Source organism: uncultured Limimaricola sp., from assembly GCF_964022235.1.
In the GTDB taxonomy this organism is placed as follows: Bacteria; Pseudomonadota; Alphaproteobacteria; order Rhodobacterales; family Rhodobacteraceae; genus Limimaricola.
Genome location: NZ_CAXHZL010000002.1, coordinates 309,685 through 333,219, shown reverse-complemented (window position 1 = coordinate 333,219; position 23,535 = coordinate 309,685). Strand labels below are relative to the sequence as shown.

The following is a 23,535-nucleotide window of genomic DNA, read 5'->3' as shown; positions in this document are numbered from 1 at the left end:
GATAACAAATTCGAAGGATCGTGCAGTGATCGAGATCGACCGCATCGACCGGGCCATTCTTGCCGCGCTGCAGTCCGACGGGCGGCTGTCGAACGCGCAGCTCTCCGAGAAGGTGAACCTTTCGCCATCGGCCTGCCACCGCCGGGTCCGGGCGCTTGAGCAGTCCGGTTTGATCCGGGGCTATGTGGCGCTGCTCGATCCACGCGGCATGGGGCGGCCCGTCACCGTTTTCGTGGAGATCACGCTTTCGGGGCAGGCGGACGAGCTGCTCGACGCCTTCGAGGCGGCCGTGTCGCGTATCCCCGATGTGCTGGAATGCCACCTGATGGCGGGCACGGCGGACTACCTGCTCAAGGTCGTGGCGCGCGACAGCGAGGATTTCGCACAGATCCATCGCCGACACCTCGCGCGCCTGCCCGGCGTGCAGACCATGCAGTCGAGCTTTGCGCTGCGCACGGTGCGCCAGACCACGGCCCTTCCGACATGAAAACGCCGCCCCCCGTGAGGGGAGCGGCGCCGACCGGTGCAGCAGCATCGGATCTCGGTCAGGCGGCCTGCTTGGTGCCGCGGATCGGATAATCCTTGTCGCGGATGAACTTGAGTCCGTTCAGCAGGGCCTCAAGATCGGGACGCGCGAAGGGAGCGTTGGAGATATCGGCGATATGCACCTTGCCCTCGCCATTGATCACGAAGACCGCCGGTTCCGCGAAGGGCCGATCAGTTTCCTGCGCCGAGCGCGGCTCGGAGACATAAAGGCCCAGATCGAGCATCTGCGCGACGCTCAGGTCGTAAGCCACGGGGACCGAGGTGCCGGTCTCCTCGACGAAGTCGCGGGCCTTTTCCTCGGGGTCGGCAGAAACGAGCACCACGTCGATCCCGGCCTCGTGGTACTTCGGCAGCAGCGGCTCCAGACCTGAGACGTATTTGTGGCAGATCGGGCAATGCTTTCCGCGATAGACCACCACCATCTGCCAGTCGCGCCCTTCGAGGGGGCGTCCGAGGGTCAGCTCGCCGCCACCAAGGCGGGGCAGGGTGATTTCGGGAAGGGCAGCGTCGGGTATCGGTTTGCCGGGCATGTAGCCTCCAAGTGCGATGAATACCGTGCCCCAACGCACGAGCGGGCATCGAGGTCGGTGCGATCACGCAGAGGCGATGTGGAGTAGGCGGGAATCAGCGCAGCACTTCGGCGGCGACGACGCGGCGTACGAAATCTGCCATGCCGCCCGGACCCGAGGCGCGGTCCTTGAGATGGATCGTGATATCCGGACGCCTTGATGCGATCACGCCGATCAGCTCGCCCCGGATACGGTCGTCGAGCCCCGCACCCATGACCACGCAGGCGATGGCCGGCTCGGCTTCGAGCTGGCGCGCCACCTCGTCCCGGTCATGCGCGCCCAGCCATTCCACGGGCATGTCCTGAAGTTCGCGCGCCACGGTCTCGTCCACGCCGGGCAAGCGGCCCACAAGCAGGATGACGGGTTTCATCGGCGACTCCCCTCGCTGCATGCGGGAAGTCTAGCCTAGAATCACAGAGCATCGACCATGAAAAAACCCCCGGAGCCGTCGCTCGGGGGTTTCATCGTTCGAAAACCTTGCTTCAGGATCTCAGAGGAGACCTTCGCGCTGGGCTTTCTTGCGAGCGAGTTTGCGCTGACGCCGGATGGCCTCGGCCTTCTCGCGTGCTTTCTTCTCGGAGGGCTTCTCGAAATGTTGCTTGAGCTTCATCTCGCGGAACACACCCTCGCGCTGCAACTTCTTCTTCAGAGCCCGGAGGGCCTGATCGACGTTGTTGTCGCGAACGCTGACCTGCATGTGGTTTTCACCACCTTTCTAAGCTGGAGTTTCAAGATTGCAGGAAGCGGCCATATAGCAAAGCCCCGGCAGCTTGTCTAGGCTGGGGTGGAAGGGAGACCGCCATGACCAACCCACATTCCGATGCGCCGGGGACCGGGCAGCCAGAGGCGGCAGAGATCGCGCGGCTGCTCGACGCGATCGTGCCGCATGTCGCCTTCGATGGCTGGTCTGACACCGCGTTTCGCGCCGCCACTCACGAGGTCGGCATGACGCTGCCTCAGGCCCATGCGCTGTGCCCGCGCGGGGCGATCGACCTTGCGGTTGCGCTGCACGACGCCGGTGACCGGGCCATGATCGAGACGGTGCGCGCCGCCGATCTGGGGCAGATGCGCTACCGCGACCGCGTCGCCTTTGCGCTGCGAACCCGCATCGAAGCGGTGCGCGACAAGGAGGCGCTGCGCCGGGCCACCACGCTTTTCGCGCTGCCGCATCACGCCGCCGAAGGCTCGCGCCTGCTGTGGCGCACCGCCGATTCGATCTGGACCGCGCTGGGCGACAGCTCCGACGACGTGAACTGGTACACCAAGCGCGCGACGCTTTCGGGTGTCTGGGCCTCGGTGGTGCTCTACTGGCTCGGCGATGACAGCCTCGATCATCAGGCGACATGGGCCTTCATCGACCGGCGCATCGACGACGTGATGCGCATCGAGAGCGCCAAGGCCAAGGCAAACAGCTCGGTGCTGCTCAAACCCTTCACCGGGGCACTGTCGTTCCTGCTGTCGGGGGTACACGCGCCGCATCACAAACCGCCCATGGACCTTCCGGGCCATTGGAGCAGCCGCCGATGAGCATGCGTGCGGTCGAGATATCCCGCCCCGGCGGGCCCGAAGTGCTGGCTATGACCACCCGTCCGCGCCCGAAGCCGAAGCCCGGCGAAGTGGTGATCGACGTGGCCTTCGCGGGCGTGAACCGCCCCGATGCATTGCAACGCGCAGGCGCCTACGCGCCGCCATCCGATGCCTCGGACCTGCCGGGGCTGGAGGTGTCCGGGCATGTCGCGGCGCTTGGTGCCGGGGTGACGGGCTGGTCGGTGGGCGATGCGGTCTGCGCGCTGACGCCCGGCGGTGGCTATGCGCAGGCGGTGGCCACCCCCGCCGCGCATTGCCTGCCGGTTCCGCGGGGCATGGGTCTCAAGGAGGCTGCCTGCTTGCCCGAGACCTATTTCACCGTCTGGTCCAACGTCTTCATGCGCGGTGCGCTGAGGGAGGGCGAGCGGTTCCTCGTGCATGGTGGATCGTCCGGCATCGGCACGACGGCGATCCAGCTGGCGCGGTCCTTCGGCACGCGGGTCTTCGCCACCGCCGGGTCGGCGGAGAAATGCGCCGCCTGCGAGAGCCTCGGCGCGGAGCGGGCGATCAATTACCGCGAGGCGGATTTCGTGGAAGTTCTGCGCGCCGAGGGCGGGGCGGATCTGATCCTTGACATGGTCGGCGGCGACTATGTCGCGCGCAACATCAAGGCGCTCGCCGATGATGGGCGGCTGGTGCAGATCGCCTTCCTGCAGGGGGCGAAGGTGGAGCTGAACCTCGCGCCGCTGATGATGCGGCGGCTGACGCTCACCGGCTCGACCCTGCGCCCGCAATCGGTCGCCGCCAAGGCCGCCATCGCTGCCGAACTGCGCGATCACGTCTGGCCTTTGCTCGATGCGGGACGCATCGCACCGGTAATGGACAGCACCTATCCGCTGGCCGAGGCCGCGGCGGCGCATGCGCGGATGGAAAGCTCGGCGCACATCGGCAAGATCGTGTTGGAGGTCGGCTGAGTGGAGCTGTCTCCCTTGGGGAGGGGCGGTGAAGGTTGACGTTCGCGTAACGCGACGTCGCCCTGTGTCGAATGGTCGGTTTGGTCTTGTTGCCGCCGAAACGTGCGCGTTACCAATCGGGCAAACGTCTGAAAGCAGAGGCTGGTTATGAAGATTCTCGTCCCCGTAAAGCGGGTGATCGACTACAACGTGAAGGTGCGTGTGAAGTCGGACGGCTCGGGCGTCGATCTGGCGAACGTGAAGATGTCGATGAACCCGTTCGACGAGATCGCGGTCGAGGAGGCGATCCGGCTGAAGGAGGCGGGCACCGCCTCGGAGATCGTCGCCGTCTCGATCGGCGTGAAGCAGGCGCAGGAGACCCTGCGCACGGCGCTGGCGATGGGCGCGGACCGGGCGATCCTCGTGGTCGCCGCCGAGGCCCCCGATCAGGACATCGAGCCGCTGGCGGTGGCCAAGATCCTCGCGCGTATCGTCGAGGAGGAGCAGCCCGGCCTCGTGCTCTGCGGCAAGCAGGCGATCGACAACGACATGAACGCCACCGGGCAGATGCTCTCGGCGCTCTTGGGCTGGTCCCAGGCGACCTTCGCCTCCGAGGTGAAGATCGACGGTGAGCACGCGCAGGTCACCCGCGAGGTCGACGGCGGCTTGCAGACCATCTCGGTCAAGCTGCCGGCGATCGTGAGCGTGGACCTGCGGCTCAACGAGCCGCGCTATGCCTCGCTGCCCAACATCATGAAGGCCAAGAAGAAGCCCTTGGACGAGAAGACCCCGGCCGATTACGGCGTCGACGTGAGCCCGCGGCTCGAGGTGGTGAAGACCGCCGAGCCGCCGGAGCGCAAGGCGGGGATGATGGTCGGCTCGGTCGATGATCTGGTCGAGAAACTCAAAGATCTGGGGGTGGTGTGATGAGCGTGTTGCTTCTGGCCGAGGTCACCGACGGCGAGCTGAACCATGACGCCACCGCCCGCGCCGTCGCCGCCACGGCGCCGCTTGGCGATGTGACGCTCTTGTGCGTCGGGGCGAAGGCCAAGGACGCGGCGCAGGCGGCCGCGAAGATCGCGGGCGTGGCAAAGGTGCTCTGCGCCGAGGACGCGCTCTACTCCCACCGCCTGGCCGAGCCGGTGGCGGCGCTGGTCGCAAGCCTCGCCGAGGGGCACGAGCATATCGCAGCCCCCGCGACGACGGACGCCAAGAACATCATGCCGCGCGTCGCCGCCCTGCTCGACGTGATGATCATCCCCGACGTGATGGCGATCCACGAGGACGGCTCGTTCGACCGCCCGGTCTATGCCGGCAACGCGGTGCAGACGGTGAAGTCGCGCGACGCGACCCGCGTCTTCACCATCCGCACCACCGGCTTCGAGCCTGCGGGTGAGGGCGGCTCGGCTTCGGTCGAGGACGTGGCGGCCGCCGCCGATCCGGGCCTGTCGGCCTGGGTCGAGGACAAGCTCGCCGAGAGCGACCGGCCCGAGCTGACAAGCGCGGGCATCGTGGTCTCGGGCGGGCGCGGCGTCGGCTCGGAGGAAAACTTCGCGCTGATCGAGAAGCTCGCCGACAAGCTCGGCGCCGCCGTGGGCGCGTCCCGCGCGGCGGTCGACTCGGGCTATGCGCCGAACGACTGGCAGGTCGGCCAGACCGGCAAGGTGGTCGCACCCGCGCTTTACATCGCGGTCGGCATCTCGGGCGCGATCCAGCACCTCGCGGGGATGAAGGACAGCAAGGTCATCGTGGCGATCAACAAGGACGAGGAGGCGCCGATCTTCCAGGTCGCCGACTACGGCCTCGTCGCGGATCTCTTCACCGCGCTGCCCGAGCTGACCGAAAAGCTCTGATCCGGACGGCCCGGCGCGGGACATCCCCCGCCGGGCCGCATGCTGGCCACTTTACTCAAGAAATACGCATCTTTCAGGCCGCTTCGGCCTGCGCGGGATCGGCAATCAGGCCGCGCAATCTGCAAAGGATGCGTCGAGCGCTTCCGCGACTGCCCGATGTCGCATGGCTTCGGACAGGTGGGAGCTGGGCGCTGTGACGATGTCGTTCACGATGGGTCGCAGCGCCTCGACCATTTCGCTTGTGACGAACAGCGGGTCATCCCCCAACCGACCGTCGCCCCGCCGCTCCGGCAGGACCACCAGCGTCACCGGGACCGTGAGGCAGCTGATCAGCTTGCGCATCCGCATCGTCCACGCGGTGTGCAACTCCTTGCGCAGGGTCTCGAACCGTTCGGGGCACAGGTCTTGCAGGGACGACAGCATGTGGCGCACGAAGCAGAACTCGGTGAAGTCGACATCCGGATAGAACGCCCGGAGCGTCGCAGACGCTTTCAGGAAGCGGTCGTTGCGGCGGGGGTGCACCGTGTAGAGCCGGTTCGACACCCCCTGCGCGCCCGTGACCTGCAACACCACCCGTTCGGCGCCGTTGCAGATCTCTAGCAGGGCCGGATCGCCCAGATGCGCCCCGGCACCCGCGTTGAGCGTGCCCAAGTTAACGCATTCCCGTCCCATCCGTTCTTCGAGCAGGGTTGCAAAGGGGGCGGACATCCCCGGCCCAAAAGTTTCGGTGCCGCCGAGGCAGGCGAGATAACGTCCCGACAGGGTGCGCTCCGGCCCCCGCACCTCAAGCCGCGATCCTTCATAACACACACGCGCGATATCGCCGGTCAGCAGACCGGTTTTGTCATGCTTCATTGCACACTCTCACCCATTTTCCCGCCGACGATCAGACCATGAAAGCCTTGAGATACCGCTAAGGGTCTCGCTGCCCTTGTGACCGGGGCGGGGGCGGACCTATGCTGCGCCAAACAGGACAGGGATGGCGGACAATGACGATCGAACGGGTGGGCATCGTGGGCGCGGGGCAAATGGGCAATGGCATCGCCCATGTGTTTTCGCTTGCAGGCTATGAAGTCGTGATGACCGACGTGAGCACCGAGGCGCTCGACCGGGCCGTTGCGCTGATCGAGCGCAACCTTGATCGACAGGTGTCGAAGGGGGCGGTTTCGGAGGCGGAGAAGTCTGCCGCGATGGGCCGCATTTCAACGACGCCGACCCTCACCGATCTGGGCCCTTGCGACCTCATCATCGAGGCCGCGACCGAGCGCGAAGCCGTGAAGACCGCGATCTTCGAAGAGCTGGTGCCGCATCTCGCGCCGCACACGATCCTGACCTCGAACACCTCGTCGATCTCGATCACGCGGCTCGCCTCTCGCACCGACCGCCCCGAGAAATTCATGGGGTTTCACTTCATGAACCCGGTGCCGGTGATGCAGCTGGTGGAACTGATCCGTGGCATCGCCACCGACGAGGAGACCTTTCGCGCCTGCTTCGACGTGGTGGACCGGCTTGGCAAGACCGCCGCGACCTCCGAAGATTTTCCGGCCTTCATCGTCAACCGCATCCTGATGCCGATGATCAACGAGGCAGTCTATACGCTCTACGAAGGCGTGGGCTCTGTGTCGTCCATCGACACCTCGCTCAAGCTCGGCGCGAATCATCCGATGGGGCCGCTGGAGTTGGCCGATTTCATCGGGCTCGACACCTGTCTCGCCATCATGAACGTGCTGCACGACGGACTGGCGGATACGAAGTACCGGCCCTGTCCCCTGCTGACGAAATACGTCGAAGCGGGCTGGCTTGGGCGCAAGACCAAGCGCGGGTTTTACGACTACCGGGGCGAAACACCTGTGCCGACGCGCTGATCGGGCCGGGACGGGGGAGGGGGCTGCTGCCCGATCGTTAAATGTCGGCCTGATGGCTCGCCCAAAAGGGAGGGCGAAGTTCAGCTGGCGGTGCGACGTCTGCCGGAAGCGGGCTTTGCTTTATCGTCGATCTTGATTTGCCGCAGGAGTTTGAGCAGATCAAGGCACGGCGCTACGACCTGAAGAGGGAAGAGCTGGCCGAGGGCGTGGAGGAATACGAGCGACCCGTGGTAGAGAGGCTCACCCACCGGCCCTGCCTATCAGGACGGTGAAGCTTAGGTCGGACATGGTCGGACTCTGTGGTGCAGGGAACTGGCAGGCGAGTGCGAATGACCGGCCCATCTGCTGGGCAGGGTTGGGCGGAGTGCGGTCGCTCCCTGCTGTCGTCCCCCTCTCGATACCGCGGCGCCTTGCAGCCTTGAGGCATGTCACGCATCGGATACGTCCAGATCGAGCGACCTTGCCGCACTTCGTATCGCGGCGGCCAGACGCTCGCGGCTTTCATCGGTTGGCTGATCATTCGAGAACAACAGGCTGATACCCCTGTTCGCGTCCGGCATGTCGAGCGGCCTGACCACGACTTCCTTCCGGTGGATAGCTTGGCGGCGGGCGAAGAGGTCGGGCAATACCGCGACCCCGGCACCGGTCGCGGCCATCAGCAGGATGGAGTCGAGGCTTGTGCCTTCGTAGTCATCGGACACGATGCCCCCGCTCAGGCCCGCGAGGCCATAGACGATACGCGCCAGTCGGTGCCCCGTGTCCAGCGTCAGGAGACGCTGCCCGGTCAGATCGGCGGCACCGACCCGGTCGAGGGAGGCAATGGGGTGATCCGTCGTCACCGCCACCCACAGCGTCTCCGTGAACAGGGGCTGTTGCCAGGTGTTGGGGTGATCTTCGGGGGTGGAGATGATGGCGTCGAAACGTCCGTTTCGGATGCCCTCGTCGAGGCTCAGGGTGTTTTCCTCGCGCACGACGACGCGCAGGTCGGGTTGATCGCGGTGCAACGACTGCATCACTTGCGGCAGAAGGTAGGGGCCGATCGACGGCAGGACACCGAGCCTCAGCCGCCCGCCGAAGGGCAGGGCGGAGGTCATGACGCTGCGCAGGTTCTCCACCTCTGCCAGGATGCGGCGCGCCCGGTGAACGAATTCGAGGCCCTTCGCCGTCGCCTGAGTCCCGCCGCGCCCCCGCTTGAACAGCCGCACTCCAAGGTCGCTTTCCACCGCGGCGATCTGGTTCGAAAGGCTTGGCTGGCTGACGTGCAGCGTGTCTGCGGCCAAGCTAAAGCTGCCGAGTTGATGCACCGCGACAATGTATTCCAGCTGACGAAACGTGGGTCTCATTCATAACCACAAGCTATATGATCATCCTGTAGAAAGTATTTAAGCTATGGGTGGATTTGCGGCAAGGGAAGCGAAGCTGAATGGAGTTCGTAAATGCCTGCCGTGTTCGACACCCTTACGGGCAACCTCATGGTGCCCACGATCCTGTTTTTCGTGCTTGGTCTGATCGCGGCCTTGGTGCGCAGCGACCTCTCCATTCCGGAGGGCGCGGCCAAGTTCATGTCGCTCTACCTGCTTCTGGCGATCGGCTTCAAAGGCGGTCACAGCCTGGCGGAGCACGGTGTGCGCGGCGAGCTGCTGGTCGCCCTTCTGGCCGGCCTGCTCCTGTCTTTCCTGATCCCGTTTCTGGCTTTCGTGCTGCTGCGGGTCATGACACGGCTCGATGCGATGAACGCGGCGGCGGTGGCAGGACACTATGGGTCGATCTCGATCGTGACCTTCGTCGCGGCGTCCAGCCTACTCGAGCTCTCCGGCATCGCGTTCGACGGCTACATGGTGGCGGTGGCCGCCAGCATGGAGGTCCCGGCGATCCTTTCGGCGCTGTGGATCGCGCATCGGTATTCCGGCGATCAGACCACCAGCAGCGTTCCGGCACGCGAGTTGTTTGCCAATGGATCGGTGATGCTGCTCTCGGGAGCCTTCGTGATCGGGGCCGTCACGCAGGACAAGGGCATGCAGATGATCGCCCCCTTCGTCGTCACGCCCTTCGTCGGCATCCTGTGCCTGTTCCTGCTCGACATGGGGATCTCTGCCGGTCGCAGCCTGTCGGCCAACCGGCACATGCTGAACCCGGGCCTGTTCTCCTTCGGACTGCTGATGCCGATCACCGGCGCGCTGCTGGGCTGGACGGTCGGATCAACGATCGGATTGCAGACCGGCAGCCTGTTCCTGCTGATAGTCCTTGCCGCCTCCGCCTCCTACATCGCGGTACCGGCGGCGATGCGGATCGCGCTGCCAAAGGCAGAGGCGGGGATCTACCTGACGCTGTCGCTGGGTGTGACCTTCCCTTTCAACATCACGGTGGGCCTGCCGTTCTACCTCTGGCTGGCCAGCTTCGGGACGTGAGTTTTACAGGGCGGCCCGCCGATCTCTCATCCCCGCGTCCGCGTCCTGCGTAATACCGAAGTGCGCAGCCAGTGCAGCGAACATCGGCGTTGCACCCCTTGAGATCATGCTGTCCTAGGATGCCCGTTCCTTTTGACCGATCGTGATGCCTCGTTCGCCCAACGAATCGGTCGTTCCCTCCGGAGACGGTGGAACAGGGAGAACCTGCGCCAGCTATAGCTGCGCAGGGGGCTCTACTTACTCGGTGGTCCGCGCCGTCGCCGCTTAGGGCTTGAGCGATCAAGCTACCATTCTCCGGGGCCGACGTCCCGGACCCCGACACTGCCGCCTCGCCGTCCGGACGTCACTCGACCCTCCCGAACCTGTCCGGGGTCTCCAGTCGGATCAGGGGCGCACTGTCCTGTGAATATCCGAGGCAGGGCTATCATGCGCCACTTCACCTGCACCTACTGGTGGCCCTGACGGGCTCGGCCTATCGTTGCGCACTTCATCAAGACCTCATCTCGAAGGATGCGGCTTCGCGCTCTCCGGGCAGAGGGTTCTCCACCTTTTCCCGAATCCATTGCCGCTCATCCTTCTGGCGGGGCGAGTAGGGGCGTCAGCAACTGCGCGGCGATCAGTCGCGATTGACCGCCTTGAGCCCAAACCGATCGGCCGACTGGTGGTCGCTCTCGCCGCTATGGCCCCCTGAAGAAGGGCATCGACTGGCCGGGGCCGCCATTCGCGGTGCGGTCCGTGCGGCTTCAATGAGCAGTTTCCGCTCTCGCCGCTCGTGCTAGGCTTGATGCGACAACGCAGGAGTTAGCATGTGGTACCGCGGCTTGGGCTTGCTCGTTCTATTCGCTGCCGACCCGACTTTGGCCCAGCAGGGCGCGCATCCCACGGTTCTAGAGGGGTGGGTCATCAACGCAAACCCATGCGCAAGTGCATCTACGGAACTGATGGGGATGAAGATCGGGGTGGACCGACTGCGCTCGGTCAGTGTCGAGAAGGCGTCGTTGGTCATCGAAGGTGACGACATGACTGCAAGCCTTGTCGGAAGCCTTGCATGCGAGACCTCAGCAAATGCGCTAGGCTCTGGCTTCATAAGTGCAGGAATCGACGCACGGGTGGCGATCGATCTTACCACCTGCACCGTGGGAGAGACCTTCATAGCGGTCAGCGACGTCGTCTTGGAGATCGACATGCCTGGATCGATGAGCGGTATGAGAGAGTTCTTCGAAGAACAGCTCCCGCTCCTCTTGGAGCCTGCCCTGAGGACCTCCATCGACAACCGGGCGGTCATGGCCTGCCGGCAGCTCAATTCTGGGCACTGAGCGATACAAGACAGCCGGCCAGCCGGGGTTGGTCTCCGAGCAGGCGGTGCCTCTCTCTCTTTCCGTTGGCGCGGCACCTTGTTGCAACGCCGTGGTCGTCACGGCTGCCTGAGCACCTTGATCGGGTCCTTCATACCGCCTGGACATGCGTTGAGTAGGTACCTGATGCCGTCCTTGCCCCTGACAAAGAGCAGGTCGAGCGGACAGGGATCTACCGCTGCCGGCGCGTCCTACGTTGCGCCGGAGGGGACCTAAAATGATCAGAACGACAATGCTGCCGCGCAGCATAAGTCTTCATGCGGAATATTGATACGTAAGCCGAAATGGCCTGCCGACAACAAAATATACTCCTTGCCTGCTTCTGGTTCTTTCATGGATGATGGAGTTTGAAATCGGCGAACCTGAGACCTGCACAGACATTGCCCCACGTTCCACTCGCAGAACATCTTGTTTCGCAGGACATGAAACTATTGAGATTCACATGCATCAGAAAATTATAACTAGTCTTGTTGGCATGATGATGCTGATTGGCTCGCCCTTGTTGGCTGAAGGCAGTAATTACAAGACAGGAAAAGACGCGGAAACGGCTGATACGGTTTCCAGTGAGACCGATAAGGTTGAAGACGTCTCTGACAAAAGCGATGGCGCTGATAACGTGGAGAGCTCCAGTGCCGACACGTTGGAAAACGCGGAGGTCATAGGCGACATCGCTATAGGCGAAGAGCTTTATAAAGATACTTGCAAGAACTGCCACGGCCCGAAAGCCAAAGGTATGGCCAGTTTTCCAAAGCTCGCCGGTCATGAGGCGGAGTATCTCGTAGAGCGCCTGACCACATACCGCGCGGGGGAAAAGGTTGGACCGAACACGGCACTCATGGCACCGATGGCCGCCGACCTTTCCGACGAAGATATCGCAAGTCTCGCAATCTATATTTCGGAGACTTTCGAGTAATTGGGATCAAGGTAATCATGGGTGACTGATCTTCAGGCGGCATGAGGGTATGCCAAGGCATTGCCTTCACTGTTCGACATGGAGCTGCATTTATTTCGTTATCATTGACTCCAAGTCAATAACTGTTTCGTTGAGATTGCTCTGGGAGGAGAGAACATGACAACATCACTACGTTCGAGCACAGCGACTTGGCTGCTGGCCTTGGCCGCGGGTACGCTGGCTACAGGCGGCGCTGCGGTCGCCGAGGTCGGATCCAATACCAGCAGCCTTCAGCACGAGGTCGTACTTTCGGATCTCGAAAATCCATGGGACATGGCGTTTCTCGATGACGAGACGATGTTCTTCACCGAAAAATGCAAGGGCCTTTCCGTCCGAATGCCCTCTGGCGACGTCAACGCCCTCCTCGGGATGGGTGGGGCGGAAGGTTACCCCGCCACCGAGGATGACCTGTTCTGCGAAGGTCAGGCTGGTATGATGGGCGTCGCGGTCGACCCGAACTTTTCGGAGAATCGACGCATCTACGTCTACTCCACGTCCAATATGTCGGACCCGCATACCAACAGGCTGATGCGGCTGGTCGTGAACGAAGACTTCACCGGCGTTTCGGATCGCACCGACATCGTCGAGGATGTGCCCTACAAGATGGAGGCCAGTGACCATCCTTTCGGCGGGCCGGGTGCGCATAACGGAGGTCGCGTTCGTTTCAATCCAGGGGACGGGTTCCTCTACCTGACGACCGGCGACAACCATAACGAGGAGATCCCTCAAAGCCCGACGCTGATGGGAAGCAAGGTGCTTCGCATCGACACGGATGGCAACGCGGCTCCGGACAATAACCCGCCCGAGGGCTTTGACAAACGCACCTACACCTACGGCCACCGCAACGTGCAGGGCATCGCCTTCCACCCCGAGAACAACACGCCGATCGTCGTCGAGCACGGACCCTGGCATTCGGATGAGATCACCGTGCTCGAAAATGGTGGCAATGGTGGTTGGGACCCGCGGCCGAACATGGCCGGTCGCGAAGACTGTCCCGATGATTACTGCGGTTACAGTCCGAACCAGATGGAGGGCATGAACCGCTATGAGCGGGCCGCCTTCATGCCGATGACCGATTTCGAAACCTACCCCGATGCCATGCCGCCAATCTGGGACAACAATGGTTGGTCGCAGGGCTCTTCCTCCGCCGCGTTCCTGACGGGCGAACAATGGGGCGACTGGGACGGCGCCATGGTCGTCGGCGTGATGGGCATCGGTTTTGGTGGAACGCCGATCGGCCAACGGATCGACGTGGTCGAACTCGATGAGGACATGGCAGTGGTCGATGTCACGGAAATGACCCTGCCGATGGATGCCGGTCGCTTCCGCTCGGTCGTCCTGGGGCCGAATGGCAGTCTCTACACCGCTGTGGACGAAGGCATGATCCACAAACTGACGCCGAACTGATCTTGGCAATCCGAAAGGAACGTATGACGTGCCGCCCAATCGGGCGGCACGTTTCGTATCAGACTTCAGCCAGGGGGCCTTGCTTGCGATAGGGTAGACCGTCACACGCGGTGGACAGCACCATGGTAGTCAACAAGCCTGCTGTCTGTATCAAACGGCCAGAGCAGAACTGGGTACGTTCCCAAGCGAACGCCTGCTTTCCGCTCTCATTGATCGTGTCCCACGATGCGGTATGGCTCTTGGCGGCCTAATAGGTTTCGGCTGGCCGAGCTGATCCGGCCGCCCACGCTTGCCGCTCTTTCCGCCATGCTGGAGCGTCTCGGAGCTGACCCAGACCAACAGCGAGCTCCGCCTGCGCAGCGCCGCCTTGAAGCGTGATCGATCCGTCATGCGAGAGCGGGTCAGCTCAGGGCCTCAGCCCCCTTCGCCGAAACAGTCGGAAACGAGGGTCTCGATCGCGTCGGCGAGACGTTCGGCCTCGGCGCCCGAGGTTTCAACTTCGATCCAAGTGCCGCGCGAGGCGGCGAGCATGAGGAGGCCCATGATGCTGTCGCCGGTGGTCGAAAGACCGTCCCGGCTGACGGTCGCTTCGGCGTCGAAGGATTCGACGGTCTCGGCGAGCTTGGCAGAGGCGCGGGCGTGAAGCCCTTTCACGTTGATGATCTGCAGGCGTTTCTTGGTCGTCATGTTCCGGTACGTGTCTCCGTCTGCAGCCCCGCATCGACGATGAGGCTGTCGATGTATTTGCGGCCAGCCGTGAGCGCCGCGCGCACCGCCTCGGGGACGGTCTTGCCGCGCGACTTGGCAAGCTTGATGAGCATGGGGAGGTTGGCGCCGTAAAGGATTCGGCGATCCGAGACCGAGCAGGCCCTGAGCGACAGGTTCGAGGGCGAGCCGCCGAACATGTCGGTCACGATCACCACGCCGTCGCCCATGTCGACGCTATCGGCGGCGATGCAGATCTCTTCTTGCTTGGCGGCGCGGTCGTCGTCCGGCAGGATGGTGATGGCCATGACGCCGACCTGCTGGCCCACGACATGTTCCACGGCCGCGAGGTATTCGCGTGCGAGGCCCCCATGGGCCACGATGACGATTCCGATCACGCGACTTGTCCCCGTGCGGCCGACGAGACACCCGTCCCGGCCCGGCGTTCCAGCTCCCTGTGACGTTTAGACACCTGCCATCCCTCCTTCGCAAGGGCCTTGGCCAACCGCTCGGTCACGGCGACCGAACGGTGTTGCCCGCCGGTACAACCGAAACCGATCGACAGATGCGTCTTGCCCTCGGCGTGATAGGCTGGAAGCAGCGGCACCACAAAGTCGCACATCGAGGTGAAGAAGCCGTCAAAGCGCGGATCGCTCGCCACATAGGCATCGACCTCCGCGTCGCGCCCGTCGAGCGGGCGCAGCGCCGGCTCCCAATGCGGGTTGCTCAGAAAACGGCAGTCGATGACGAGATCGAGCCCGCGTGGCAGACCGCGCTTGTACGAGAAACTCTGGATCGTCACCGCCAGCGTGCGTCCCTCGGGTGGCGCGAACCAGCGTTCGATCTCGGCGCGCAGGTCATGGGGCGACAGGCCCGAGCTGTCGAGAAGCACGTCGGCCCGCGCGCGCACCGGCACCAGAAGCTCGCGCTCGCGGGCGATGCCGGCCAAGGGGCTGTCGGCAGGGGCGAGAGGATGGCGGCGTCGCGTTTCGGAGTAGCGGCGCACCAGCTCGTCCTCGTCGCAGTCGATATAGAGCACCTGCAGCCGCAGCTCCGTCCGCTTGGCCAACCGGTCGATCGCGTCGATCAGCGCATCGGTCGTGAAGTCGCGATTGCGCACGTCGAGCCCCAGCGCCAGCGGCTGTGACAGCGGCGGCCCGTCGAGCAGGCGCCCCAAGAGCGACAGCGGCAGGTTGTCGATCACCTCGTGGCCGAGATCTTCGAGCACGTTGATCGCGGTCGTGCGCCCGGCCCCTGAGGGGCCGGTAACGAGCACGACGCATTGACGACCGTCGTCAGCGGCGGTGCGGGGGGTGGTGTTGGCAAGGGCAGGGTCGGGTATCATGGTTCTCTCCGTCCTGCCTTCAGATACTGCAGGATCGCAGGCGCGAAATGGCCCGTATCGATATCGTGAAGCAAGGGGAGCGAACATCCCAGATACGTGACGCGACGTTCCGGCGGAAGACGTGCCGTCTCGGGCGTGCCGCGCTTCACCGCAAGACAGAGCCGTACCGGTCCACAGGGGACTGCCGAGAGCAGCCCGACGCCGCGCGCCTCGATCAACCCGGCGATGACGGCGGGGCAGCTTGCCCAGAGTCCCCCCTGCGGGGCAGGGGCCAGATGGGTGCGGTCGTCGGCCACCAGATCACAGCCCAAAGCCATCAGCGCCAGCGCCAGCGTCGACTTGCCGCTGCCCGAGGGGCCGGAGATCAGGACCCCGCGCCCCCGCCATGCCACGCAGCTGGCATGGAGAGTGAGCGGCGGCTGGCGTGTCAGACCGGCAGGCCCACGACAAAGCGCGCGCCCAGTGGCTCGGAGGTGGGATCGGCCTCGGTGGGACGGATGTTCTCGGCCCAGATCACGCCGCCATGCGCCTCGACGATCTGCTTGGAGATGGCGAGGCCGAGGCCGGAGTTGTTGCCGAACTGCTGTTCGGGGCGCTCGGAATAGAAACGCTGAAAGATCTTGGTCAGCGCCTCTTCGGGGATGCCGGGGCCGGTGTCTTCGACCACTACGAGCACGCGGTTCTCGCGCTGACGCGCCCAGATGCGGATCGCGTCGCCATCCTCGCAGAACGAGACCGCGTTGGTGATCAGGTTCACGAAGACCTGCGCCAGACGCCCTTCGAGGCCCTGAATCAGGATCGGTCGCGATGGCAGGTCGGCGATGAAGTCGATGCCCTTGAGCGCGGCTTCGCGACCAAGGAAGTCGTTGAGGTTCGACAGCATCTTGAGCAGGTCGAACCCTTCTTCCTCCTCCTTGACCAGCTCGGCGTCGAGCCGCGAGGCGTTGGAGATGTCCGACACCAGCCGATCGAGACGACGCACATCGTGTTCAATGACGTCGAGCAGCTTCTCGCGGTGATCCTCGCGCTTGACGATGCGCAGGCTGCCCACGGCCGAACGCAGCGAGGCGAGCGGGTTCTTGATCTCATGCGCCACATCGGCGGCGAACTGTTCGTTGCCCTCGATCCGGTCATAGAGTGCCGCGACCATGCCGCGCAGCGCCGCCGATAGGCGGCCGATCTCGTCGGGGCGCGCGGTCAGGTCGGGGATGCGCACGCGGGTAGGGGCGAACTTGCGGGCGTTGCGGTCGCGCCCTGTTTCGGCGGCCGCGGCCAGCTCGGAAAGCGGGTTGGCGATGGTCGAGGCGAGCACGAGGCTCAGGCCGATCGACACGAGGATGCCGACCACGAACATCTGCAGCACCTGCTCGCGCTCGCGGCGCACCAGCCCGTCGATTTCGCCCGCCGCGGAGGTGATCGCCACCACGCCCACGGCGCGGCGGCCCTGCTGGATCGGGGTCGCGACGGCAAAGATCGTGCGGCCCTGCGCGTCGGTGCGGGTCTGCACCGCAGTGCCGCCGGTGAGGGCGGGCGAGACCAGCGCGCGCGCCGCGTCGGCGGTGCCGAAGGCGGGGGGGGCGGTACCTTGGGGCGACAACAGCCCCGCCAGCGCCTCCCAGCCGGAATTGAGAAGATCGGTGAGCAGCGTGCCGCCCTGACCCAGATCGAGGCCGCTCACCGCTTCGCGCCCGGTCGCGGCGGTTTCGCCCACGAGCCGGCCCGAGGGATCATAGACCCGCAGCTCGATGCCATCGCGCAGATCGAGCGCGGCGAGGCTCGTCTGCACGTCGATGCCGTCGCCGGTGATCAGGTTCACGGGCCCGCCGACGGGCAGCTGCACCTCGAACAGATCCGCCACCAACTCGGCCTGACTTACCAGTGACGAGGCGCGCTGGAAGGCGAGGTTGTCGCGCGAGGGGGTGAAATAGAGCATCCCCGCCACTAGGAGCAGCAGCGCGATCAGGTTGAAGGTGATGATCTTGCGCGCCAGCGGCGAACGGTTGAGCTGCACCAGCCGGCGGCGGCGACGCGGTTGGTCGGCGTTCTGTGGCGTGACCCAGTCGTCGCCCAGAACCACCCGCTCGCGCGGCTCGCCCTCCCCGCCGCGGGCGGCGCGGCGGACCGAGTTGAGATCCCTCACGTCGATTTTGGGGGCGGCGGTCATGCGGGGTTCATCCTCCGGCGGCGGACCCTATTCCTCGTTGTAGCGATAACCGATCCCATACAGGGTCTCGATCGCCGAGAAATCCGGATCGGCGTTGCGCATCTTCTTGCGCAGCCGCTTGATGTGGCTGTCGATGGTGCGGTCGTCGACATAGACCTGATCGTCATAGGCCACGTCCATCAGCTGATCGCGGCTCTTCACGAAGCCCGGACGCTGTGCCAGCGCCTGCAGCAGCAGGAACTCGGTGACGGTGAGCGAGACGTCCTTGCCCTTCCACTTCACCGCATGGCGCAGCGGGTCCATGGTGAGCTGGCCGCGCTCCATCACCTTGTTGTCCTCGGTGACCTCGACCGTCTCGCCCGAGATCGCGTCCTGACGGCGCAGCAGCGTGCGGATCCGCTCGACCAACAGACGCTGGCTGAAGGGCTTCTTGACGTAATCGTCGGCCCCCATGCGAAGGCCCAGAACCTCGTCGATCTCGTCATCCTTGGAGGTCAGGAAAATCACCGGCATCTGCGTCTTCTGGCGCAGCCGCTGCAGCAGATCCATGCCATCCATGCGCGGCATCTTGATGTCGAGCACGGCCATGTCGGGGAGCTTCTTGTTGAAGGCGTCGAGCGCCATCTGCCCGTCGTTGTATGTCTCGACTTCGAAGCCCTCGGCCTCGAGCGTCATCGATACGGAAGTCAGGATGTTCCTGTCGTCATCTACCAGTGCGATTCTCGACATTCGGGATCCCTCTTCGGCATGGATTCTTGTTTACGGGCTTTGCACTGTTCTTCCGGTTTGCCACCCGCAGATCAAGCCTGCAGGGCGAATCATGGCCCCAAAGACGCCCCATTTGCGCCGAAATACGATAACCAATGGCTAAAATGCCTCACCTTTGCGGCCGTTCGGCCCCGCCGCTCGCCCGTCTTTGCCGCAGCGGTAGCCCTCCGCGCGAGGCGGTTGCGCTAACAGCGGATATGGTTGCGCTAACTGCATGGCCGCCTTGGAAATCATTGTGTTAAGCCCTTTGTAACGGGCCGGAGGACGGCCCCGATGAGAGGAGCCGGACAGATGCAGCATGGACGCGTGAACCCCGAGATGACCCTCGAGGCACAAGGGGTCTCCGGACTGGGCGAGGTCTATTACAACCTGACCGAGCCGCAGCTGATGCAGGCGGCAATCCGTGCCGGCGAGGGTGAGCTGGGGCAGGGCGGCACGCTGCTCGTTACTACCGGCCAACACACGGGCCGCAGCCCGCGCGACAAGTTCGTGGTCCGCTCGGCCACCACCGAAGACACGATCTGGTGGGAGAACAACGCCGCGATGGAGCCGGGTGCCTTCGCCACGCTCAAGGCCGATATGCTCGCGCATCTCGCGGGTCGTTCCATGCATGTGCAGGACCTCTTCGCCGGGGCCGACCCCGCGCACCGCATCGACGTGCGCATGGTGACCGAGTTGGCCTGGCACGGGCTGTTCATCCGGCACCTGCTGCGCCGCCCCGAGCGCGCGGAACTCGACGGCTTCGCGCCCGAATACACCGTGATCAACGCGCCGAGCTTTCGCGCCGACCCCGAGCGCCACGGCTGCCGCTCCGGCACCGTCATCGCCCTCAATCTCGATGAGAAGCTGATCCTGATCGGCGGTACCGAGTACGCGGGCGAGAACAAGAAGGCCGTGTTCACGCTGCTGAACTATCTGCTGCCCGCCAAGGGCATCATGCCGATGCACTGCTCGGCCAACCACGCGCCGGGCAACCCGGTCGATACGGCCGTGTTCTTCGGCCTGTCGGGCACCGGCAAGACCACGCTTTCGGCCGACCCCAGCCGCGTGTTGATCGGCGATGACGAGCATGGCTGGTCGGATCGCGGCACCTTCAACTTCGAAGGCGGCTGCTACGCCAAGACGATCTCGCTCTCGGCAGAGGCCGAGCCCGAGATCTATGCCACGACCCAGAAGTTCGCCACCGTGATCGAGAACATGGTGCGCGACGACGACACGCTGGCGCTCGATTTCGAGGACAGCTCGCTCACCGCGAACATGCGCTGCGCCTACCCGTTGAACTACATCTCCAACGCCTCCGAGACGGCGCTGGGCGGGCACCCCAAGAACATCGTGATGCTCACCTGCGACGCCTTCGGCGTGCTGCCCCCCATCGCGCGGCTGACCCCGGCGCAGGCGATGTACCATTTCCTGTCAGGTTTCACCTCCAAGGTCGCGGGCACCGAGCGCGGCGTGACCGAGCCTGAGCCCACCTTCTCGACCTGCTTCGGCGCGCCCTTCATGCCGCGTCGCCCCGAGGAATACGGCAAGCTGCTGCAGGAAAAGATCGGCAATCACGGCGCCACCTGCTGGCTGGTGAACACCGGCTGGACCGGCGGCGCCTATGGCACCGGCAAGCGGATGCCGATCGCGGCGACACGCGCGCTTCTGGCCGCGGCGCTGGACGGCACGCTGGCCGAGGGTAGCTTCCGCAAGGATCCGAATTTCGGCTTCGATGTGCCGGCCTCGGTCGAGGGCGTAGACGACGCGCTGCTCGATCCGCGTAGCACTTGGGCCGATGCCTCGGCCTATGATGCGCAGGCGCGGAAGCTGGCGCAGATGTTCGCCGACAACTTTGCGCAGTATGTGCCGCACATCAATGAGGACGTGCGCGCCGCTGCCATCGGCTGAGGCCTGCGCACCCCGTTCCGCGGGGGAGGGGAGGCCCCCGCGGAACGCTTGACAGCCGGGCGCCTTGGCCGCCCTATCGGGCAGCCGATACGCCCTCGGAGACCCTCCATGACCAAGCCGTTTCTCGCCCTTGTCGGTACGGCGCTTCTCGCCGCCGCCCCGCTTGTCGCGCAGGAGGCGGAGCCATCCGTCCCCGGCGGGTCGGGACCCCCGCTTCTTGGGCCGGACGCCAGCGCGGCGGCCGAGGAGGCCGCACCGTCCGAGATCGACCTCACCACCTTGATGATCACAGCGCCTTGGCCGCGCCCGCTGCCTCTGTCGGACGGGCGTGCAGGTCTGTCGGACCGCGTCGCCATCGAGGTCGAGGGCACGGAGGTCTTCGGCACGCTGGCGCTGCCGCCCGACGGGCCTGCACCCACGGTGCTGCTGTTGCACGGCTTCACCGGTGACCGCGACGAGCTCGACATCGCGGGGACGGGCGAGGGCGTGTTTCGGCGCACTGCGCGGCTACTGGCCGAGGCGGGCTATGCCAGCCTGCGCATCGATTTTCGCGGTTCGGGCGAGAGCACCGAAGGCTTCGCCTTCGCCGACACCACCTTCGAGAGCCAGATCGCGGATGCGGGTGCTGCGCTCGACTGGCTGGCGCAGGACGACCGCACCGCCGGGCCGCTCTATCTGATCGGCTGGAGCCAAGGCGGGCTTGTCGCCGCCACCCTCGCCGGGCGCGGGGCGGATATCGAGGCGATGGCGCTCTGGGCGGCGGTGGCCGACCCGCAGATCACCTTCTCGACCCTGTTCGGGGCCGAGGTGCTGGCGGCGGGGGTGATGTCCGAGACGCCGACCACCGTGACCCTGCCATGGGAGGCGCAGGTGACGCTCGGACAGCCCTTTTTCGAAGGCATCATCGAGGCCGACCCGGTGGGTGAGATGTCGAGCTACGACGGCCCGCTCTTCGTGGCACAGGGCACCAATGACGCCACGGTCGATCCGGCGCAGGCCGAAATGCTGCTCGGGGCCCACGAGGGGCGCGAGGAGCTGTGGCTGCGCGAGATGGACCACACGTTCGATGCCTTCGAGGGGCCCGAGCGGCTCGACGAGATGGTCGCGGCCACCGTCGCCTTCTTCGACATGCTGGGCGCGCCCTAACGGATCGGCAGCATCAGCGCGTCCCCCAGCGTGCAGTCGCGGATCACGTCGCGCCCGCAGTCGCGCGGCTCCAGATCGCGCGTCAGGCAGATCCGCACCTCCTGCACCATGCCGCTCTGGCAGGTGACGGTGAGGCCATCCGCCGCGAGATCCGGGTTGTCGCGCAAAAACGCCTCCTCGACCAGCGTGGCGGGCAGGGTGATCTCGCGGTCGAGCCTGCGGAACTCCTCGGGACGGGTGACGCTCTCGTAAGCCTCGCGCGCGGTCTCGAAATAGGCGTCCGCCGACAGCCCCGAGCAGGTGCCGTGCTTCTTCCACTGGTGCCAGGCCGAGCCGGAAGTGCCCATGATGTCCGACATCGCCTGAGTGCGCGCCCGCGACGGCGGCGCGCTGGGCGTGGCGCAGTAGTCGGGCCAGCCGTCCTCGTACTGCGGCCAGAGCCCGTGCAGCACCCAACCCAGATCGCGGCTTGCATCGCATTGCTCCGAGTCGCGCGCGTCCCCCTCGCGGGCGCACCAGCCGGGCGACCAGCTCAGGCTCAGCACATAGTAGTCGAACGTGCCCGCCGTCTCGGCGCGCAGGGGCGAGGCGAGGAGCGCCAGCACCGCGAATGCTCTTGCCGCAAGGGTCATTTATGTCTTTCCTCCTGCTTGTCTGATCCCTATATAGCCCGTTGAGTTCCCCGAAAATGGAAACAAGGATCGCCCGAGCGGTCCGCCCCAGGCCGGGGCCGGGGGAAACGTGTTTTTCGAAAGGGTGTTCACATGGCTGACAAACCGCTCATGGCCAAGGCCACCGCCGTCTGGCTGGTGGACAACACGACGATCAGCTTCAAGCAGATCGGCGACTTCTGCGGCCTGCACGAGCTCGAGGTGCAGGGCATCGCGGACGGCGACGTGGCCGCTGGCGTCAAGGGGTTCGACCCCGTCGCCAACAACCAACTGACGCCGGACGAGATCGAGAAGGCGGAGAAGAACCCGCTCTACAAGCTCAAGCTGAAGTTCAACGCTTCCGCAGTGGGCGAAGAAAAGCGCCGTGGCCCGCGCTACACGCCGCTGTCCAAGCGTCAGGACCGGCCCGCCTCGATCCTGTGGCTGGTCAAGTTCCACCCCGAGCTGTCGGACGGCCAGGTCTCCAAGCTCGTCGGCACCACCAAGCCGACGATCCAGGCGATCCGCGAGCGCACCCATTGGAACATCGGCAACATCGACCCGATCGATCCCGTGGCTCTGGGCCTATGCCGCCAGTCCGAGCTTGATGCCGCCGTGCAGCAGGCCAACGCCAAGCGCCTGCGCGACGGCTCGGCCATGACCGACGACGAGCGCCGCAAGCTGGTCTCGACCGAGCAGAGCCTCGGCATGGCACCCGAGCCCAAGATGCCGTCCTCGATGTCGGGCCTCGAGAGCTTCTCGCTCTCCGAGAGCAACGCCGCCGACGAGGAGGAGGAAAAGGAGGACAAGCGCGACGTCAAGGACGCCGACAGCTTCTTCAACCTGCCGGGCAAGGGCGACGACGAGGACGACGAGGACAACTGATCTTCATGCGGCGCCGGGAGGCATGCGCCCCCGGCGCCGCAGGGACGCCTCGCGTCCCGACACTGGACCAGAGGGCATCTGCTCAGGCAGCGGCCCGGGCGCTCGGATCGGGAAACACCCGGTCATAGACCCAAGTGAAGACAATCGTGTAGACGAGGTAGAACAGCGCGAAGCTGAGCTGGATCATGAAGGCTTCCAGATAGCCCAGATCGAGCCACCACGAGAAGATCGGCAGCAGGATCAGCAGCAGCCCCAGCTCGAAGGCCGTGGCATGCAGCGCGCGCAGAGGCAGCGTCTTGGCCGTGGTGCCGCGCCAGTACCGCAGCGCATGATCGAAGATGAAATTGAACACATAGTTCCAGCAGGTCGCCACCAGCGAAGAGATCACGCTGATCGTGCCGATATCGAGCAGCGGGAAGCCGTAAATCCACGATCCCAGAGGCGTGACCGTGGCCAGCCCGATCAATTCGAAGCTGACGGCCTGCCGGATACGATCGGATTTCGTGCGCATGGAGCCTCCGCTGTGCCATGTCCACCGGGTCGTCCC

26 protein-coding genes are annotated in these 23,535 nt (G+C 64.9%); 13 read left to right on the top strand and 13 right to left on the bottom strand.

The window, feature by feature from the left end:
• Positions 1 to 28 precede the first annotated feature (28 nt).
• Positions 29 to 487 carry an Lrp/AsnC family transcriptional regulator gene (locus AADJ02_RS04095; protein WP_341211827.1) on the top strand — a complete coding sequence of 153 codons (459 nt, stop codon included), beginning with the start codon at positions 29 to 31 and terminating at the stop codon, positions 485 to 487.
• Positions 488 to 545: 58 nt separating this feature from the next.
• Here AADJ02_RS04095 and AADJ02_RS04090 read toward each other — a convergent pair whose 3' ends face one another.
• From AADJ02_RS04090 to rpsU, 3 genes are all read right to left on the bottom strand, one after another.
• Positions 546 to 1,076, bottom strand: a complete 531-nt coding sequence (locus AADJ02_RS04090; protein WP_341211710.1) for a peroxiredoxin-like family protein — start codon at positions 1,074 to 1,076, stop codon at positions 546 to 548.
• A 94-nt stretch (positions 1,077 to 1,170) separates the two neighbouring features.
• The gene (locus tag AADJ02_RS04085) at positions 1,171 to 1,485 is read right to left on the bottom strand and encodes a hypothetical protein (protein WP_341211709.1); all 315 of its coding nucleotides are present in this window, start codon (positions 1,483 to 1,485) and stop codon (positions 1,171 to 1,173) included.
• 120 nt (positions 1,486 to 1,605) lie between these two features.
• Entirely contained in the window at positions 1,606 to 1,812 is a 207-nt protein-coding gene (rpsU, locus tag AADJ02_RS04080) for a 30S ribosomal protein S21 (RefSeq protein WP_007255353.1), read from the bottom strand.
• 104 nt (positions 1,813 to 1,916) lie between these two features.
• Here rpsU and AADJ02_RS04075 point away from each other — a divergent pair, with 104 nt between their 5' ends.
• From AADJ02_RS04075 to AADJ02_RS04060, 4 genes are all read left to right on the top strand, one after another.
• On the top strand, positions 1,917 to 2,642 hold the full coding sequence (locus AADJ02_RS04075) for a COQ9 family protein (RefSeq protein ID WP_341211708.1): 726 nt from the start codon (positions 1,917 to 1,919) through the stop codon (positions 2,640 to 2,642).
• Entirely contained in the window at positions 2,639 to 3,616 is a 978-nt protein-coding gene (locus AADJ02_RS04070; RefSeq protein WP_341211707.1) for an NAD(P)H-quinone oxidoreductase, read from the top strand. Before AADJ02_RS04075 ends, AADJ02_RS04070 begins: the two co-directional genes overlap by 4 nt.
• A 147-nt stretch (positions 3,617 to 3,763) precedes the next feature.
• The gene (locus AADJ02_RS04065) at positions 3,764 to 4,522 is read left to right on the top strand and encodes an electron transfer flavoprotein subunit beta/FixA family protein (protein ID WP_341211706.1); all 759 of its coding nucleotides are present in this window, start codon (positions 3,764 to 3,766) and stop codon (positions 4,520 to 4,522) included.
• On the top strand, positions 4,522 to 5,448 hold the full coding sequence (locus tag AADJ02_RS04060) for an FAD-binding protein (RefSeq protein ID WP_341211705.1): 927 nt from the start codon (positions 4,522 to 4,524) through the stop codon (positions 5,446 to 5,448). The genes AADJ02_RS04065 and AADJ02_RS04060 overlap by 1 nt, the downstream gene beginning before the upstream one ends.
• A gap of 105 nt (positions 5,449 to 5,553) precedes the next feature.
• Here the strand turns inward: AADJ02_RS04060 and AADJ02_RS04055 are convergent, their stop codons facing one another.
• Positions 5,554 to 6,303 carry a DUF6473 family protein gene (locus tag AADJ02_RS04055; protein WP_341211704.1) on the bottom strand — a complete coding sequence of 250 codons (750 nt, stop codon included), beginning with the start codon at positions 6,301 to 6,303 and terminating at the stop codon, positions 5,554 to 5,556.
• 134 nt (positions 6,304 to 6,437) lie between these two features.
• Here AADJ02_RS04055 and AADJ02_RS04050 point away from each other — a divergent pair, with 134 nt between their 5' ends.
• Complete coding sequence (locus AADJ02_RS04050) at positions 6,438 to 7,313, top strand: 3-hydroxybutyryl-CoA dehydrogenase (RefSeq protein ID WP_341211703.1); 876 nt, start codon at positions 6,438 to 6,440, stop codon at positions 7,311 to 7,313.
• A gap of 428 nt (positions 7,314 to 7,741) precedes the next feature.
• Here the strand turns inward: AADJ02_RS04050 and AADJ02_RS04045 are convergent, their stop codons facing one another.
• Positions 7,742 to 8,656 carry a LysR substrate-binding domain-containing protein gene (locus AADJ02_RS04045; RefSeq protein ID WP_341211702.1) on the bottom strand — a complete coding sequence of 305 codons (915 nt, stop codon included), beginning with the start codon at positions 8,654 to 8,656 and terminating at the stop codon, positions 7,742 to 7,744.
• Between the two features lie 93 nt (positions 8,657 to 8,749).
• Here AADJ02_RS04045 and AADJ02_RS04040 point away from each other — a divergent pair, with 93 nt between their 5' ends.
• The 4 genes from AADJ02_RS04040 to AADJ02_RS04025 all read left to right on the top strand — a co-directional run bounded on the left by AADJ02_RS04040 (position 8,750) and on the right by AADJ02_RS04025 (position 13,435).
• Positions 8,750 to 9,721 (top strand): sodium-dependent bicarbonate transport family permease, encoded by a 972-nt coding sequence (locus AADJ02_RS04040; protein WP_341211701.1) that lies wholly within the window; start codon positions 8,750 to 8,752, stop codon positions 9,719 to 9,721.
• A gap of 806 nt (positions 9,722 to 10,527) precedes the next feature.
• Positions 10,528 to 11,037 carry a hypothetical protein gene (locus AADJ02_RS04035; protein WP_341211700.1) on the top strand — a complete coding sequence of 170 codons (510 nt, stop codon included), beginning with the start codon at positions 10,528 to 10,530 and terminating at the stop codon, positions 11,035 to 11,037.
• 514 nt (positions 11,038 to 11,551) lie between these two features.
• Entirely contained in the window at positions 11,552 to 11,989 is a 438-nt protein-coding gene (locus AADJ02_RS04030; protein ID WP_341211699.1) for a c-type cytochrome, read from the top strand.
• Positions 11,990 to 12,145: 156 nt separating this feature from the next.
• Positions 12,146 to 13,435 carry a PQQ-dependent sugar dehydrogenase gene (locus AADJ02_RS04025; RefSeq protein WP_341211698.1) on the top strand — a complete coding sequence of 430 codons (1,290 nt, stop codon included), beginning with the start codon at positions 12,146 to 12,148 and terminating at the stop codon, positions 13,433 to 13,435.
• Between the two features lie 414 nt (positions 13,436 to 13,849).
• Here AADJ02_RS04025 and AADJ02_RS04020 read toward each other — a convergent pair whose 3' ends face one another.
• Genes AADJ02_RS04020 through AADJ02_RS03995 form a run of 6 tightly spaced genes read right to left on the bottom strand, consistent with a single transcriptional unit; the run spans position 13,850 to position 18,378 of the window.
• Positions 13,850 to 14,122, bottom strand: coding sequence for an HPr family phosphocarrier protein (locus AADJ02_RS04020; RefSeq protein ID WP_341211697.1), 273 nt, complete (start codon positions 14,120 to 14,122; stop codon positions 13,850 to 13,852).
• The gene (locus AADJ02_RS04015) at positions 14,119 to 14,538 is read right to left on the bottom strand and encodes a PTS fructose transporter subunit IIA (RefSeq protein WP_341211696.1); all 420 of its coding nucleotides are present in this window, start codon (positions 14,536 to 14,538) and stop codon (positions 14,119 to 14,121) included. Before AADJ02_RS04015 ends, AADJ02_RS04020 begins: the two co-directional genes overlap by 4 nt.
• Positions 14,535 to 15,485: an RNase adapter RapZ gene (rapZ, locus tag AADJ02_RS04010; RefSeq protein ID WP_341211695.1), complete on the bottom strand. Its 951-nt coding sequence runs from the start codon at positions 15,483 to 15,485 to the stop codon at positions 14,535 to 14,537. Before rapZ ends, AADJ02_RS04015 begins: the two co-directional genes overlap by 4 nt.
• Positions 15,482 to 15,916: an HPr kinase/phosphatase C-terminal domain-containing protein gene (locus AADJ02_RS04005; protein WP_341211826.1), complete on the bottom strand. Its 435-nt coding sequence runs from the start codon at positions 15,914 to 15,916 to the stop codon at positions 15,482 to 15,484. The genes rapZ and AADJ02_RS04005 overlap by 4 nt, the downstream gene beginning before the upstream one ends.
• Positions 15,913 to 17,649, bottom strand: coding sequence for a sensor N-terminal transmembrane domain-containing protein (locus tag AADJ02_RS04000; RefSeq protein ID WP_341211694.1), 1,737 nt, complete (start codon positions 17,647 to 17,649; stop codon positions 15,913 to 15,915). Before AADJ02_RS04000 ends, AADJ02_RS04005 begins: the two co-directional genes overlap by 4 nt.
• 27 nt (positions 17,650 to 17,676) lie before the next feature.
• Positions 17,677 to 18,378, bottom strand: a complete 702-nt coding sequence (locus tag AADJ02_RS03995; RefSeq protein ID WP_341211693.1) for a response regulator transcription factor — start codon at positions 18,376 to 18,378, stop codon at positions 17,677 to 17,679.
• A 330-nt stretch (positions 18,379 to 18,708) separates the two neighbouring features.
• Here AADJ02_RS03995 and AADJ02_RS03990 point away from each other — a divergent pair, with 330 nt between their 5' ends.
• Both AADJ02_RS03990 and AADJ02_RS03985 read left to right on the top strand, forming a co-directional pair.
• The gene (locus AADJ02_RS03990) at positions 18,709 to 20,307 is read left to right on the top strand and encodes a phosphoenolpyruvate carboxykinase (protein ID WP_341211692.1); all 1,599 of its coding nucleotides are present in this window, start codon (positions 18,709 to 18,711) and stop codon (positions 20,305 to 20,307) included.
• Between the two features lie 108 nt (positions 20,308 to 20,415).
• The gene (locus tag AADJ02_RS03985) at positions 20,416 to 21,453 is read left to right on the top strand and encodes an alpha/beta fold hydrolase (RefSeq protein ID WP_341211691.1); all 1,038 of its coding nucleotides are present in this window, start codon (positions 20,416 to 20,418) and stop codon (positions 21,451 to 21,453) included.
• Here the strand turns inward: AADJ02_RS03985 and AADJ02_RS03980 are convergent.
• Positions 21,450 to 22,085 (bottom strand): ribonuclease T2, encoded by a 636-nt coding sequence (locus AADJ02_RS03980; protein ID WP_341211690.1) that lies wholly within the window; start codon positions 22,083 to 22,085, stop codon positions 21,450 to 21,452. The genes AADJ02_RS03985 and AADJ02_RS03980 overlap by 4 nt on opposite strands.
• A gap of 132 nt (positions 22,086 to 22,217) precedes the next feature.
• Here AADJ02_RS03980 and AADJ02_RS03975 point away from each other — a divergent pair, with 132 nt between their 5' ends.
• Positions 22,218 to 22,988: a cell cycle transcriptional regulator TrcR gene (locus tag AADJ02_RS03975; protein WP_341211689.1), complete on the top strand. Its 771-nt coding sequence runs from the start codon at positions 22,218 to 22,220 to the stop codon at positions 22,986 to 22,988.
• Between the two features lie 82 nt (positions 22,989 to 23,070).
• Here the strand turns inward: AADJ02_RS03975 and AADJ02_RS03970 are convergent, their stop codons facing one another.
• Complete coding sequence (locus tag AADJ02_RS03970) at positions 23,071 to 23,499, bottom strand: PACE efflux transporter (protein WP_341211688.1); 429 nt, start codon at positions 23,497 to 23,499, stop codon at positions 23,071 to 23,073.
• Positions 23,500 to 23,535 lie beyond the last annotated feature (36 nt).

Excerpts from the sequence above, each read along its gene's own strand:
- AADJ02_RS04090 (WP_341211710.1), bottom strand. The coding sequence starts at position 1,076 with ATGCCCGGCAAACCGATACCCGACGCTGCCCTTCCCGAAATCACCCTG.
- AADJ02_RS04085 (WP_341211709.1), bottom strand. The coding sequence starts at position 1,485 with ATGAAACCCGTCATCCTGCTTGTGGGCCGCTTGCCCGGCGTGGACGAG.
- rpsU (WP_007255353.1), bottom strand. The coding sequence starts at position 1,812 with ATGCAGGTCAGCGTTCGCGACAACAACGTCGATCAGGCCCTCCGGGCT.
- AADJ02_RS04075 (WP_341211708.1), top strand. The coding sequence starts at position 1,917 with ATGACCAACCCACATTCCGATGCGCCGGGGACCGGGCAGCCAGAGGCG.
- AADJ02_RS04070 (WP_341211707.1), top strand. The coding sequence starts at position 2,639 with ATGAGCATGCGTGCGGTCGAGATATCCCGCCCCGGCGGGCCCGAAGTG.
- AADJ02_RS04065 (WP_341211706.1), top strand. The coding sequence starts at position 3,764 with ATGAAGATTCTCGTCCCCGTAAAGCGGGTGATCGACTACAACGTGAAG.
- AADJ02_RS04060 (WP_341211705.1), top strand. The coding sequence starts at position 4,522 with ATGAGCGTGTTGCTTCTGGCCGAGGTCACCGACGGCGAGCTGAACCAT.
- AADJ02_RS04055 (WP_341211704.1), bottom strand. The coding sequence starts at position 6,303 with ATGAAGCATGACAAAACCGGTCTGCTGACCGGCGATATCGCGCGTGTG.
- AADJ02_RS04050 (WP_341211703.1), top strand. The coding sequence starts at position 6,438 with ATGACGATCGAACGGGTGGGCATCGTGGGCGCGGGGCAAATGGGCAAT.
- AADJ02_RS04045 (WP_341211702.1), bottom strand. The coding sequence starts at position 8,656 with ATGAGACCCACGTTTCGTCAGCTGGAATACATTGTCGCGGTGCATCAA.
- AADJ02_RS04040 (WP_341211701.1), top strand. The coding sequence starts at position 8,750 with ATGCCTGCCGTGTTCGACACCCTTACGGGCAACCTCATGGTGCCCACG.
- AADJ02_RS04035 (WP_341211700.1), top strand. The coding sequence starts at position 10,528 with ATGTGGTACCGCGGCTTGGGCTTGCTCGTTCTATTCGCTGCCGACCCG.
- AADJ02_RS04030 (WP_341211699.1), top strand. The coding sequence starts at position 11,552 with ATGATGATGCTGATTGGCTCGCCCTTGTTGGCTGAAGGCAGTAATTAC.
- AADJ02_RS04025 (WP_341211698.1), top strand. The coding sequence starts at position 12,146 with ATGACAACATCACTACGTTCGAGCACAGCGACTTGGCTGCTGGCCTTG.
- AADJ02_RS04020 (WP_341211697.1), bottom strand. The coding sequence starts at position 14,122 with ATGACGACCAAGAAACGCCTGCAGATCATCAACGTGAAAGGGCTTCAC.
- rapZ (WP_341211695.1), bottom strand. The coding sequence starts at position 15,485 with ATGATACCCGACCCTGCCCTTGCCAACACCACCCCCCGCACCGCCGCT.
- AADJ02_RS04000 (WP_341211694.1), bottom strand. The coding sequence starts at position 17,649 with ATGACCGCCGCCCCCAAAATCGACGTGAGGGATCTCAACTCGGTCCGC.
- AADJ02_RS03995 (WP_341211693.1), bottom strand. The coding sequence starts at position 18,378 with ATGTCGAGAATCGCACTGGTAGATGACGACAGGAACATCCTGACTTCC.
- AADJ02_RS03990 (WP_341211692.1), top strand. The coding sequence starts at position 18,709 with ATGCAGCATGGACGCGTGAACCCCGAGATGACCCTCGAGGCACAAGGG.
- AADJ02_RS03985 (WP_341211691.1), top strand. The coding sequence starts at position 20,416 with ATGACCAAGCCGTTTCTCGCCCTTGTCGGTACGGCGCTTCTCGCCGCC.
- AADJ02_RS03980 (WP_341211690.1), bottom strand. The coding sequence starts at position 22,085 with ATGACCCTTGCGGCAAGAGCATTCGCGGTGCTGGCGCTCCTCGCCTCG.
- AADJ02_RS03975 (WP_341211689.1), top strand. The coding sequence starts at position 22,218 with ATGGCTGACAAACCGCTCATGGCCAAGGCCACCGCCGTCTGGCTGGTG.
- AADJ02_RS03970 (WP_341211688.1), bottom strand. The coding sequence starts at position 23,499 with ATGCGCACGAAATCCGATCGTATCCGGCAGGCCGTCAGCTTCGAATTG.